The organism is Bacillus sp. MMSF_3353 (assembly GCF_030733445.1).
Taxonomy (GTDB): Bacteria; Bacillota; Bacilli; order Bacillales; family Bacillaceae_G; genus Bacillus_A; species Bacillus_A wiedmannii.
On record NZ_JASHJA010000057.1, the window covers coordinates 1 to 13,397 of the forward strand.

Here is a 13,397-nt window from a genome sequence, read left to right on the forward strand (position 1 = left end):
GCTACCCATTTGCATAATTTTAAACTAGAAATAAAAATTAATTAATTGAAGTAGTATCACTTAACTATAAATTTAAGAGCAAATAGACCCAAACAAAAAAATTCACACCTTCTAATTAAAAGTGTGTGAATTTCTTGTTTTGGGTGCTTAATAATTTTTAAGTCAATGATTAAATGTCGGAAATTAAGTTATATATTAGACTTCTCAGCAATATTAAAAATATATGGCGTAAAGATTAAAAAGAAACCCAATATTACCATCAAAGAATTTAATGAAAATAAAGAAGAATCGTTAATCAAAGATGATCCAAAAATAATTACAAAAGTCATACCAGTTCCACGCAAAATAGATTTAAAAGAAAAAGAATTTGTCATCATTTCAAAGGATTTCAATTGCAAATTTTGAATTGATTTAGCTACTTTGGTTTTCATGTTCAATCCTTCTTTCTAAAAAATAAGGTATATACTATATTCATTGTATTCCTGGGTGTTATGAAATTCAAATTTTTATGGAATTCAATTTTGTGTAACAAATCAGTAGGTATTAGGAAGCGGGGTAAGTTGCTTTATCTGTAGGAGGGAACTGAAAGGTATATATTTTCTTTAATTTAATAATTTAGCTTTTTAGAAAAAGAAGAACGCTTTCTATTAACTAAATTCCCCTAATTTCGGTTTGCTTGATAGTAATAGAAATTTCTCATTAATATGGGGAAGAGATTTTGGCTTTCTTGTATGAAAAGAACTTTGGATTGATATATATATAACTGGCTTATTCCTATTTTTTAATTAAGGGCTATCTAAGTTTTATTAACTTGATGGCAAACGGCTGTCGCCATATTTTTATCCAACTAACTAGAACAGGTTATCTTGCAAAGAAAAAGGAAAGAATAAGCATAGCTAATTAAAGTATAATGATTTACTTAAAACATATGGGGATGTTTTATTAATAATTAGAAGTGAAATGTTGTCATATATGCTTTTGTAGTTATAATCCGTGGTGATGAGCTTAGCTTTTAATTATGCTGTAAGCATTTAATAACTTTAATCACTTATTATTTCCAATTAAATACTAAGTAATAAAATATTATGGGTATTGGTTAAAGAGTAGATTTAAAATGCCTTTTCTATTGTTCTTTTTTCTTTTTTGATGAAAAGAAGTGAGCTTGATATAATCAATAAAATTAACCGATTGTGCTTGAAAATAAGAATAACATGATAGCAATTGATAAAAACAGATATATTATATAGAGTGTCAGCAACCTAAATCATCCCTTTCTATTGATATAGGTATCATACAAATATAATCTGTAGTATATATGGAGTTTATGGGTATTTATTGTAATGATTATTATGATAGTCTTTTAGTTGTGAGAAAGAATAGAAGAATTAACCATTACTTATTGATTTTAAATCGTTATTTCTGGAAAACAGAATGTGTTTTACTGTCAGTTTTTCTATGTTATAAGTATCATTAAGATACAATGGTTACTGCTCGTTGGTTATAAGTAGTTATTTGAAATCAAGAATGAACGCCTTTGCTATAAGTAAATTATATATGCAGAAAGGAGATATGATTATGTACTGATATGAAAGTAACGGGATACGAGATCAAGAAATGTTGTTTTCTATACAAGGTGTTCCCGCGAATAGAGGTGAAATGAATCAATTACCAAAATGGAATGAAATTTTAGTTATAGTACTTTAACTTTTAGGTAAGTCAGCGGTTTATTAATTTTTACTTCGACTATTTTATATAGAATAAAAGCATTTTTATCTTAATATGAATTGTTTCTAAAAATAAAAAAGAATCTAGTGGCATTTCTAGATTCTTTTTTATTGTTGCCTTTAATATAGCATACCTGGAGAGAATGCTCTTTTGATACATAAGGTAAGTGAACTTCTTAAACCGACGGAAGGATAAAATAATCCTTCAAAAAAATTAATTGGTGATAGCATATATTTTTACTGTAAATGGGTGATTCACACCACTTGGATTTGCGATATAGTATTTAGAATTTGTATCTGCTGCAGTCCTGGACTCATTTGAAATATTGCTCCAACTAACACGATCTAGACCCAGAGAAACATCGACCATAATATTGAAAGAGATACTGTCAGAAGCCTCTCCCTGGGTAGGTTCAATAATCCATTTTAAACCCAGTGTCCCTGGGGGTAAATTATTTATACTAAAGTTTTGGCTGGATCGGTTCTTTTCTCCAGGCAATGGCTTAGAGTCAGAAGAAATTTGGGAAATCAATATTTCTTTTTCATTAACGTTTATTCCATTTAATTTAATGATACTATCTATTAAACCTGGACCTGGAAAATCAGCTGCAATGATACCAGAATGTCTAATCCCACCTTGTAGTATGAAATCTGTCCCCATTGTATTCATCCCACCATAAAATACTTGACCATTTGTATCGCGAGGGAAGTCTTTCCATTCATTTGTTGTATTTTTTTGAATTAACTGTGGGTTACTACCAGTATCTCGATTTTCCTTTCCACTTGCAACAAACCAAGGATAATAATTATTCCATAATGCTGTAGCGCCACCTGTACCGCTAAAATGGTTGAGATAGATATGATTCTTGTTAGAATCTTTATTTGCCTTTAGAAGCTGGTTTTTTACTGCATTCCATTTCTCATACATTCCATCCGGTCCAGCGTTAACTTCAAAATTATCTTGGATATCTAATGATTCATAATTAATTCCGAATTCTTCAGATGCTGCGAAGTTTTGTAGTATTACAATTTTTCCGCGGATATCTCCTAACTTAGGGTTATTTCTTTCTGAAAATGGCACAGAATTAGGTTCCCAAAAATAGGACGCATTACGGTCTTTATAACTTTTAAATATCTCCTCGAATGACAGTGAGCTGTTCTCTGGATTAGTTTCCTCTTTAAAGCGCATTAAAATTGTTTCTTGAGGGTTTTCTCTTAAAAATTGGATTGTTTCTTTTAATACATCTTCAAACATTGCTTTTTGATTTACAATACCATGCTGCATGGCAAAAGAATTTTTCACACGTTTAACACGCATGTCTACATAACGTATTCCTGCATTGAACTGCTGAGATAGGGGCATTATTTGATTTCTTGTCAAATTCTCATCAATAAAACTCGCTCCATGTAAAGCCATTGAACCATGAGTACCTGGAATAGATAATTCGCTTATTCTTTTTGTATCTTCCAATTTTGACATCCAGTTTGGATTTCGATAACCTAAATCGGACTCATAGGAATAACCTGGATGTCTATCAGCAAATACTATTGAAGCTGTACATAAACTCGCTAGTGTAAAACAAGTAAGAATCCCGAATTTTAAATGTTTTTTTATCTTTATTTTCTTCATTATATCTCTCCTGATTTTAAACAAATTAGTCTTATATAATAATTTAGGTGCTTTTACCATATGCATAAAGTTTAGCATGAGAATAATAGAGCGTATTAATTTAAAAATTTAGTTTTTATAAATAGTTCCAAATTTATAATAGGTACCAAAGGGTTTGTTAAGTTAAAAAGAAAGTAAGTCAAATAAGGTGATATATTAGCTATCATCAGAGTTACTATTGTCATTTACCTTAAAATATTGTGTTAGCTTTAAAATTTAGAGAGGAATATTCTCATTTAGATTTGCTCAAAAGCCATCGTACACTGGGAACATAAGTTTAGAAATGTAATCATACAAGGATGGGAAGGCCAAAATAATCATGTGCAAGTTTAGTGAAATGATGACAAAGTATATTATCATACTTCATGTACTTTATAGGGCATGCAATTTAAATCTAATATTATACAAAGAAAACAGAAGTCTTAAACTAGACGTCTGTTTTCCGAAGTACAATGATTTATTAAAATCGGTAATATTTACATAATTCTTAATGTAAATTAATGTAGATATTATATGACAAAATTATATGAATTCCATATCTGAGATCAAAAGACTTTTGGGGAGAGTCTCTCTCTTATTACTGCATTAAAGTTAGAAATGGATTTGTTACATATAATATCATTTTAGAAAAATTTACGAATAATACTTCTCTGTAATCCTAAATAATGCCTATAAGCTTATTTCTCATTAAAGCTTAAACTAACTGCAGTAGCAATAGATTGTCCTGCATGTTCCCAACTACCATCGATAACCTTTCCAAGTTGTTGACCGAGTGAATTTAAATCATTTGGATTAACAGGAATTCCGTTATATGCAGCAAGAAGTGATAAGAGTGGAGCTACAATTGGTGTCCAGCCGCCTCTATCAATATGGAATTCGAATCCCGTTACCTCACCATCTTTTTTTGTGAATTTATAGTAAAGTTGATCATCTGGACGGAAGCTTAAATGATGAGAGATTTGTCCATATACATCTTTACCAGCTGCACCTCGATCCACAACTTCAATTTCTTTTACATTAAATTCATGCTCAAATACTTTAATTTTTTTGACTTCGGGACCATTTAATGCAGCTTGAACAGCCGTTTCTAGATTACTTTGTGCAAACGGTTGAATACTAATTTGTGATTCCTGTTGTTGGATAGGAGCAACTGTCTCAGCAGCAAATACTGATGTTGTAGGTAATGCCCCTGTAGCTAATGTTGCAGCCAGAGCAGTTGCTGTAATGATTTTCTTCTTCATAATTTTACTTCCTCCTTTTTAATGTATGATAATAAACTATAAATTACTGACAGATAATTTATATCATAATAGTATCAATATGCATTTGATTTCTCAATTTTCAGTCAATGTATTCAATCCTAACCAATTTTAAGTAAGTTTTAGACGGTAAATCTCTAATAGCAATCTACAAACATGGCAATATTAGAGTGAAAATGAAATGATAATCATAAAATATTCTATTAATATCAAAAAAAATATAAAAAAATTCACATATATTTTTATTTTTGGGTTATTTTGTTTTATTATAATGTATAGAATTACAAATATTTATGTAAATTAAAAATGCAGAATATTAAAGTGATTATTAAAATTAACGAAATGTTCAAGGTTTCAATCTCAAAATATGAATATTAGTTATATAATCATTTTAAGGGGATAATTCACCCCTTCCTCTAATGTTGTTGTTTACAAGTTATAGTTCCAATGTGTTTAAGCTACGATAAAAAGAACTTGTAATTATATATTACAAGTTCTTTTTGTTTCGATTTTTTTTTGAAAGATACCTTAACTAGTTATGTTTTTCATATTTTATCAAGAGAACGATAGAATTCTATCGGAAGTATATGTACATTATCGTAAAATAAATAGTAATTTGTATATAAACTAAGCGATTCTTAATCGTGTTCTAATAACAAAAGGAAAGACCAACTAAAAATATAGTTGGTCTTTCCTTTAAGTTGGTGTAAAAACAAATAAATAAAAGATAGGTGAGAATTAATGCTGCTAAGCAGTATTGATTCTGAATTAACTATAACACACTTCCTAAGAAGTAGTTGTGTCGGTTGATTGAACATTCATCCCTCCTTTTTTATCAAATAACTATCTAAATTACATCACTTAATTGACAAGGGATGCATTTTAACGAATTTTCCGAAAGAATTCTCCTTCCTCAAGCGTGTGAAGGGCGTAGCCCAACGGTAGGTGAGAGATGAATTTCGGTTTGGCGTAGCCAAAAGGTTTTCCTTTTTATTTTGCCTCTGATATAATCAGTCTTATAAATTGTAAAGGGTGGTATATAAATGAAATTAGATAGTAATAACCATTCAGTATTCTTGTTGTATTATCACCTTGTGTTGGTCGTGAAATACAGAAGAAATGTGTTTGATGATGATATGTCAGACTATGCAAAAGATATGTTTGTTCGACTATCTGAAAACTATAACATCACATTAGTTGAATGGAATCATGATGTAGACCATGTTCATATTTTGTTCAAGGCACACCCTAATACAGAAATGACAAAATTCATCAATGCTTATAAAAGTGCAAGCTCTCGACTAATCAAGAGAGACTTTCCACAAGTGAAAAAGAAACTTTGGAAAGAGATGTTTTGGTCAAGAAGTTTTTGCTTGCTAACTACTGGTGGTTCGCCAATAGACGCAGTAAAAACATATATTGAAAATCAAAGTGAAAAGTGAGGTGAAATGATATGACAAAGCAGAATAAAGCATATAAATTCCGTTTGTATCCAACAGGAGACCAAGCACATCTTATACGTAAAACCTTCGGTTGTGTACGTTTCGTGTATAACAAAATGTTAGCTGAACGGAAAGAAGCGTATGAAAAACATAAAGATGATAAGGATCAACTAAAGAAACAAAAGCATCCCACTCCTGCAAAATACAAAGCAGAATTTGAGTGGTTAAAAGAAGTTGATTCATTAGCTTTGGCAAATGCTCAACTAAACTTGCAAACTGCCTATAAGAATTTCTTTCATGGTCAAAATGACTTTCCAACATTCAAAAGCAAAAAAGACAGAAAGTCTTATACAACGAATGTAGTGAACGGAAATATTATGTTGCTTAACGGTCATATCAAATTGCCAAAACTGAAAATGGTACGTATCAAACAGCATAGAGAAATACCACAAGACCATATAATCAAGTCATGTACGATTTCTATGACACCTACTGGTAAATACTATGTGTCCATTTTGACTGAATACGAAAAAGAGATCCTACAAAAAGAAGTAGAAACAGTTGTTGGATTAGACTTTGCGATGGATCAATTATACGTCAGTTCTGAGGATGAGAGAGCCAATTATCCTAAGTTCTATCGTGAAATGTTAGACCAATTAGCAAAGGCTCAACGAGTATTATCAAGACGTACAAAAGGTTCAGGGCGTTGGAATAAACAACGTATCCGTGTAGCTAAGCTGCATGAAAAAGTAGCAAACCAGCGTAAGAACTTCCTTCATCATAAGTCTAAAAAGTTAGCTACTCATTTTGATGTTGTAGCTATTGAAGATCTAAATATGAAGAGAATATCGCAAGCACTTCATTTTGGAAAAAGCATCGCTGATAATGCTTGGGGTATGTTCACTTCTTTCTTAGCTTATAAACTAAATGAACAAGGCAAACAGCTTGTGAAAATACACAAATGGTTTCCTTCCACAAAAACATGTAGCAGTTGTGGAAATGTGAAAAATATGTCATTGTCTGAGCGAGTCTATTCTTGTATATGCGGTGTAAATCTCGATAGAGATTATAACGCAGCTATCAATATCAAAAATGAAGCAATACGCCTATTAGCGTTAGCATAGATAGCAATAAAATAACCCTTGGAACAAGGGAGCTAGCTCGGCTGTCTTAGGACGAATTCGTTAGCTACCAAAAGTAACGACTAACCGAGAAGCCCCCACTTCAAACAGTCCGTTAGGACGTTAAGTGGCGGGTAGTTCACTCGAGACATAGATCAATGCTCTAGATTTAGAAAGTAAATAACGAAATATTTGAAGTGGTAGATACCTGCTAAAATCGATGTATCTATCAGCTTTCTTAGTAGGCTTTGTCAGTAGTTCCTATGCTGAGAACTGAAGTATCTTGTGCGTTGACGTAACTTCGATAAGTATGGGATGATAAAACATATTTTTTAAAATGCCCCTTAAACTAATTATAAATCTTTTTTTGCATATATCTTCAGTGAAATTATCATTGATATAATGCTAATAACTATTGAAACGAGACAAGGCATCCATGCCATGATAATTGATGGGAATGGAAGAGGGAGTGTAAAATTCAGATGGCTCAACTGAATTTCTTTTATAAGAGTAGGAGCTACAAAAGGTGTCAAAAAGACAACAATAAAAGAAATCATTCTTGTTTTATCAAAACCAAATTTAAATTGGAAAGGGAGTAGTATTCCAAACAAAATACTAACAACTAAGAATGTTATTCCGAGAGCGTTTATACTAAGATTCTCGATACCAGATGGTATAATAATTGAAATTATCATTCGAATAATTGAGGCACAAAGAAAAACTACCAATAGAAAGAGATATTTTGCTTTTACAAAGGCACTTCTAGTATATGGTGTTGCACAAAGTAGAGCTGCTCCTTTATATTGGTCTTCGAATTTGGATATTGTACCAAATAAAATATGCTCCATAAAAACTACTGTTAAAAGAAAACCAATAAGTCCACCATCGTTGAGGTGTAACTGAGTAGAAAGATAGATTGGTGCAATAGCTGCGAAAACGAGTAATATAGAAAAATATCTTTTTACTAACAGTATGTCTTTTACAACAAGGTTAATTAGCATAGTCGTTTCCTCCAATATAAGAAAGCATTATATTTTCTATAGTTGGTCTTTCCATCAAAACACCTGGCATAAGCCGACAAACATCATCTATTTTATGAGTAATCCCTTCAAATCCATATTTAGTTTGACTCAAATTCAAAAAGAGTTTTTCTGTTTGATTATTAATCAATTGATTATCACCTTTTACTAATGCATGTGATTCTACTAGTGCATCTTTTTCTTCATCAATTAATATTTGACCATCATCTATTAAAATAATCATGTCTGCTATTTTATCTAGATCTGAGGTAATATGAGTAGAAAAAAAGACACTCTTTCCTGGTTCTTTCATAAAATCTAGAAGTATGTCTATCAGTTCACTTCGAACCAACGGATCAAGCCCACTTGTGGGTTCATCCATTATTAATAGATCTGCGTGGTGGGATAAAGCTAGAGCAACTGCAAATTTCATTCGCATTCCTTTGGAGAGGGTAGAAATTTTTTGTCCTAGATTTAAATTAAATTGTTTAATATACTTTAAAAAAACTTGCTCATCCCATTCAGTATAGGAAGGGGCGATTACATTCTTCATTTCTTTTAATGTTAATTCATCGTAAAAGTACCCTTCGTCTAACACGACACCAATTTTATTTTTGGATTTTCGTTCATGTTTATCTATATCCTTTTCTAAAAAATTAATTTCACCCGAATCTTTGAGTACGAGCCCGAGGATAGCTTTAATAGTTGTAGTTTTCCCAGAACCATTAGTACCAATAAAACCGGTTATACAGTCCTGGTTAAGTGAAAATGTCACATCTTTTAATGAAAAATTATCATAAGCTTTGTTTAGATTCTTCACTTCTAACACTGCATTCATTCTTCATCTTCCTCCTTTAAGATTAAATCTAACATCGAATAGAGTTCCTCATTATGGATTCCAATACTTCGAGCCATTTTGCACACTTCTGTCAATTTTACTTCAATCATATGACGCTTAGATTCCATTAATAATTCTAAGTTTGTAGATGCTACATAAGTACCTTTTCCAACCCTGGTAACGATAAAACCTTCGGATTCTAGTTCCGCATAAACTCTTTTTGTGGTTAACATACTTACATGTAAATCATTAGCCAATACACGGATTGATGGTAATTGTTCACCTTCTGTCAATTCATTATTAAATATAGAATCTTTAATTTGTTCCTTTATTTGTTGATATAAAGGTTGATTTGATGCATTATTTAAAATAATTTTCATTAAAATACCTCTCCATCGGTAAGTGTGACTGTATATGATATACACCATACACACCATATACAGTTGAAATTATAAGTTATTGAAAATGGTTTAACAAGTTATCTTGTTATAAAGTTCACAAAAGTTTCATTTTAGAAAAATCTATAACGAAATCTTCATATAAATTTCTTACTTTTTTTGTTAACAAAATGCTAAAATCTTAAGTCTTAGATACTGGGGTAGAGGAGCTTGAATGGTGGAGTTATATTAATGACTTGTGAGACATATGAAAAAAAGTAATACATATGTGAAAATAAAAATGGAGGTTAAGGATAGATGAAAACAAGCTATTGCTTCATTGCTGAAGTTGCTAGCTTGTTTATCAAGTTAAGCTTTCATTTTAATTAAGTTATGTCTAATAATATTAAGCTTTATTTATATATCCTCTGAATGAACTTTTTATATATTTATTTGGATATAAATCATTAATCATTGCGTATGGGCTTCCATTCCAGTATCTTACTACAGGTGTCCATAGCCTATGGCTTTTAAGCCACTGCATTGTGTATTGCTGTAATAATTGATTATCTGTCAGCTTTTCTTTTTCTTCAATTGTCCACCGTAATGCATCTAGCGCTTTTTCTCTCGTCCAAAAACCACTAGGTGTCATCTTAAATTCCCATTCTTTAAATTGATTTGGATATAAATCATTAATCATTGCATATGGACTATCATTCCAATATAATTGACAGGCTCCACGCAATCCTGATTGGGCTAACCATTTATTTTCGTATATATTCTTCAATTGATCCAGATTTAATTTTTCTTTTTCCTCAATTGTCCATTTTAGTGCTTGTAATGTTTTTTCTTTCGTCCAAAACTTATTAGGAGCCTTATTAAATTCCCATTCTTTAAATCGATTTGGATATAAATCATTAATCATCGCATACGGACTTCCATTCCAAATCACCCTTAGAGGTGCACTTAGTCGATGTTCAATTAACCATTTTTGCCCATAAATTTGTAAGAGTTTTTGTGGTGGTAATTTCTCCTCTTCTTCAATTAACCATTTTAATAATTGTAGGGCCTTTTCTTTCGTCCAAAAATTTAATGGTGTCATTCTAAATTCCCATTCTTTAAATTGATTCGGATATAAATCATTAATCATTGCATATGGACTATTATTATATTTGTGCTTCAATACACCACGTAATCGATACTTTGCAATCAATTTGTTATTCCAATTCTGTTTTATCTCTTCTTCATTCCAATTCAAAATTTTTGTTACTAAATACTTTGTTACTCTTCTGGCCAATTGATTATTTTTATCTAAATTCCAAGTATTTGGTGGAAATCTATTTCTTTTTCCATCTAATATCTCCTGATAGATGTCCTCTATAGTATTAGTGTTCGTCTGCATCTTACAACCTTCTTTTAATTATATATATAGTTAAAAAGATTTTAATGTTATGACTTTCGTCCGAACTATTAAAAATGTAAACTCTGTCTTAACTTAGAAAATATGATGTTTAGTCAAATCATAGTAATGTAAAATAAGAATTACCTATAGAAAATATATAGTTTAGGGCAAATGAAAGAATAGATTTGTAAAATATAATTTTCAATTCATAAAAGACATCAATCTGAAAAGAAAGATGTCTTTTATTTAATAGTATTACGGTTTATTTAATTACTTTCCATAAAGATAATGAGAAAATCCAATTTGGATCACCGTATCCTTGATAACTTTGAACTGCCTCATAAATTTTACCTTGATGTTCTACTCTATCTCCTTTTTTATATGCAGCATACGAATCCCATGCATTATACTCAGAAGAGGGGGCATCTTTTGTTGTGATTTTGATTTCATTACTTGCAACTGATACTTTTCCTTGAGTATCTATAGCTTTTACCATATATCTATATTCAGTACTAGCCAGTAAATTTTCATCTGTATAGTAAGTTGAAGGGCTTGTAGCTATTTTCGTACCGTTACGATAAATCTCATACCCTTTTATACCAACATTACTTATGGATCCTTCCCATATTAAATGAACACTGTTTGTAGTAGCATCTGATGCTTGTAATCCTGTTGGAGCCGTTGGAGCTGTTTGTTCTGGATTCTCTTCCTTTGTTGTAACTGAAACTTCATTGCTACTTTTTGACTTATTTCCTGCTGCATCTGTAGCTTTAATTGTAAAATTATATTTTGTATTGGCTTGTAATCCCGTATCTTCATAACGTGTTGTTTTTGTTGTTCCTACTTTTTTTCCATCACGATAAACTTCATATTCTTTCACATCAATGTTATCTGTGGAAGCTTCCCACTGTAGCTCAACAGTTGTTGTTGTCTTACTAACAGAACGTAGGTTAGAAGGAGCTGTTGGAGCGATTACGTCAATTTCAGTACTACTATTAAAAGCAGAAAATAGTTTAGAAAAGGCACCATCGTCTACATCGGGTAATCCAGAAGCATCTCCAGTTGCCTGACCGATTTGCCAACTTTCAGTAGCTTTTTTATCACGATACACTGACCACATACTAATTTCCCCAATACCTTTTTCTTTGGCAAATTGGAACAATTCTTTTGCATTATTTAATGTGAAAGTTTCATTTTGAGTATCATTTTTTCCTATCATAGGTGTAACAGCAATCATTTTCCAAATGTCAGAATCTTTAATAGAACCCTTATATAAATTAGTTAATTGTCCATGCAAGCTATTAATAGCATCTATCGCAGCTTGTCCCATTTGTTGGTTTTGTTGCCCGTAATCCATAGTCATAATATTAACTGAATTTAAATCTACATCATGTTTTATAGCGTTTTGAATCACATTTAGCCCATCATTAGTTAGGCCATAAGGCATTACTGGTAAGGTATAACCAATTTTTACATCTTTACCTTCAGCTTTTAATTCCTTTTGTAATAACGCAATTGCTTTTGATCTTCTTTCGATAGATTCTGGGTGAGCGACTAAGACGCCTTCAATATCAAAATCCATGTGTGTTAAATGTAATGTGTTAATTACACTTTTATAAGCATCTTTTAATTTATTCACATCTGTAATAGCTGCGGCAAGATCTGCCCCTAATCCAGGTATATTACCAGCATTTGCTCCACCAAAAGATACTTTAACATCTCCACCTATTTTTCTAATTTGTTTAATTTGATCATCTAAGTTACCATCTCCAATAGGGGTATGACTTCCTCCCCATACTGGATTTCCATTTTTATCAGCCACTATAAACGAAAGCGTGAAGAAACTAGTATTTGTTTCTTGGGCATATTTTAATAGATTTTGAGGATTCATGCCGTTATCTACATATGGTGCAAAAACATGAGTTGGCCAAGTTATTCCTTCACCAAATAAATCATTTGGATCGCTATTGTCAGGTATATATTCTGAACCAGTATATAATTCCCAACCGCTAAATTGTTGGGTAGGTAAGGTACCTGCATTTACCCAATACAAAGAATGATAAACCTTACCTTCATATGTAACATAAGATTCGCCTGGATAATCTTTGTTTTTATTCCAAAATGGTGCTACTTGTTGTTGAGATTTGGTTATATTTTCTTGAGCATACGCAAACGGTTGGCTAATGGCTTGGGATGTAGGAATTATCATAGTTAATGCAACAGCTGTTTTTGCTAGAGTACGAAATGGATGTTTTTTTATAATCATAATAATATCTCCTCACTTCTAATTTATAATTTTTAAAAAAATTATATTTTGCAATATAAAAATCCTTTTAAAATATATTCTGAAGAATTATTGCCGTAACTTCCGATACTGATATAAAAGTATGAATGTCTTTGACATTTTTGGTTAATGCTAATTTTTATATGTGATGATTACCCTCATTTAGTAGGATAACAACTTACAAAAAATGAAACAAATTAGAGGGAAATATAATGATATTCATTCAAAAATAATATATTTCTTCTCATAAACTACAGGAAAT

At 31.2% G+C, this 13,397-nt stretch carries 10 protein-coding genes; 2 read left to right on the top strand and 8 right to left on the bottom strand.

What is annotated here, in order from left to right; translation table 11 throughout:
* Window positions 1-188 precede the first annotated feature (188 nt).
* The 3 genes from RBB48_RS30610 to RBB48_RS30620 all read right to left on the bottom strand — a co-directional run bounded on the left by RBB48_RS30610 (window position 189) and on the right by RBB48_RS30620 (window position 4,634).
* Window positions 189-431: a hypothetical protein gene (locus tag RBB48_RS30610; protein ID WP_306008756.1), complete on the bottom strand. Its 243-nt coding sequence runs from the start codon at window positions 429-431 to the stop codon at window positions 189-191.
* A gap of 1,507 nt (window positions 432-1,938) precedes the next feature.
* Entirely contained in the window at window positions 1,939-3,354 is a 1,416-nt protein-coding gene (locus RBB48_RS30615) for a phosphatidylinositol-specific phospholipase C (protein ID WP_306008757.1), read from the bottom strand.
* A gap of 716 nt (window positions 3,355-4,070) precedes the next feature.
* Window positions 4,071-4,634, bottom strand: coding sequence for a methyltransferase (locus RBB48_RS30620; protein WP_306008758.1), 564 nt, complete (start codon window positions 4,632-4,634; stop codon window positions 4,071-4,073).
* 1,061 nt (window positions 4,635-5,695) lie between these two features.
* On the opposite strand from RBB48_RS30620, the gene tnpA reads away from it, so the two are divergent.
* Together tnpA and RBB48_RS30630 are read left to right on the top strand one after the other, a co-directional pair.
* A complete protein-coding gene (gene tnpA / locus RBB48_RS30625; RefSeq protein ID WP_306008759.1) occupies window positions 5,696-6,094 on the top strand; it encodes an IS200/IS605 family transposase in 399 nt (132 codons plus the stop codon).
* An 11-nt stretch (window positions 6,095-6,105) separates the two neighbouring features.
* Window positions 6,106-7,218: an RNA-guided endonuclease TnpB family protein gene (locus RBB48_RS30630; RefSeq protein WP_306008760.1), complete on the top strand. Its 1,113-nt coding sequence runs from the start codon at window positions 6,106-6,108 to the stop codon at window positions 7,216-7,218.
* A gap of 350 nt (window positions 7,219-7,568) precedes the next feature.
* Here the strand turns inward: RBB48_RS30630 and RBB48_RS30635 are convergent, their stop codons facing one another.
* The 5 genes from RBB48_RS30635 to RBB48_RS30655 all read right to left on the bottom strand — a co-directional run bounded on the left by RBB48_RS30635 (window position 7,569) and on the right by RBB48_RS30655 (window position 13,117).
* Window positions 7,569-8,216 carry an ABC-2 transporter permease gene (locus RBB48_RS30635; protein WP_306008761.1) on the bottom strand — a complete coding sequence of 216 codons (648 nt, stop codon included), beginning with the start codon at window positions 8,214-8,216 and terminating at the stop codon, window positions 7,569-7,571.
* Entirely contained in the window at window positions 8,206-9,072 is an 867-nt protein-coding gene (locus RBB48_RS30640; protein WP_306008762.1) for an ABC transporter ATP-binding protein, read from the bottom strand. The genes RBB48_RS30635 and RBB48_RS30640 overlap by 11 nt, the downstream gene beginning before the upstream one ends.
* Window positions 9,069-9,452, bottom strand: coding sequence for a GntR family transcriptional regulator (locus RBB48_RS30645; protein WP_306008763.1), 384 nt, complete (start codon window positions 9,450-9,452; stop codon window positions 9,069-9,071). Before RBB48_RS30645 ends, RBB48_RS30640 begins: the two co-directional genes overlap by 4 nt.
* 403 nt (window positions 9,453-9,855) lie before the next feature.
* Window positions 9,856-10,851 (bottom strand): DUF4046 domain-containing protein, encoded by a 996-nt coding sequence (locus RBB48_RS30650; RefSeq protein ID WP_306008764.1) that lies wholly within the window; start codon window positions 10,849-10,851, stop codon window positions 9,856-9,858.
* A gap of 262 nt (window positions 10,852-11,113) precedes the next feature.
* Window positions 11,114-13,117, bottom strand: coding sequence for a fibronectin type III domain-containing protein (locus RBB48_RS30655; protein ID WP_306008765.1), 2,004 nt, complete (start codon window positions 13,115-13,117; stop codon window positions 11,114-11,116).
* Between the last annotated feature and the right edge of the window lie 280 nt (window positions 13,118-13,397).

Bases quoted from the DNA above. Each gene is read 5' to 3' on its own strand.
- RBB48_RS30610 (WP_306008756.1), bottom strand. From the start codon at position 431: ATGAAAACCAAAGTAGCTAAATCAATTCAAAATTTGCAATTGAAATCC.
- RBB48_RS30615 (WP_306008757.1), bottom strand. From the start codon at position 3,354: ATGAAGAAAATAAAGATAAAAAAACATTTAAAATTCGGGATTCTTACT.
- RBB48_RS30620 (WP_306008758.1), bottom strand. From the start codon at position 4,634: ATGAAGAAGAAAATCATTACAGCAACTGCTCTGGCTGCAACATTAGCT.
- tnpA (WP_306008759.1), top strand. From the start codon at position 5,696: ATGAAATTAGATAGTAATAACCATTCAGTATTCTTGTTGTATTATCAC.
- RBB48_RS30630 (WP_306008760.1), top strand. From the start codon at position 6,106: ATGACAAAGCAGAATAAAGCATATAAATTCCGTTTGTATCCAACAGGA.
- RBB48_RS30635 (WP_306008761.1), bottom strand. From the start codon at position 8,216: ATGCTAATTAACCTTGTTGTAAAAGACATACTGTTAGTAAAAAGATAT.
- RBB48_RS30640 (WP_306008762.1), bottom strand. From the start codon at position 9,072: ATGAATGCAGTGTTAGAAGTGAAGAATCTAAACAAAGCTTATGATAAT.
- RBB48_RS30645 (WP_306008763.1), bottom strand. From the start codon at position 9,452: ATGAAAATTATTTTAAATAATGCATCAAATCAACCTTTATATCAACAA.
- RBB48_RS30650 (WP_306008764.1), bottom strand. From the start codon at position 10,851: ATGCAGACGAACACTAATACTATAGAGGACATCTATCAGGAGATATTA.
- RBB48_RS30655 (WP_306008765.1), bottom strand. From the start codon at position 13,117: ATGATTATAAAAAAACATCCATTTCGTACTCTAGCAAAAACAGCTGTT.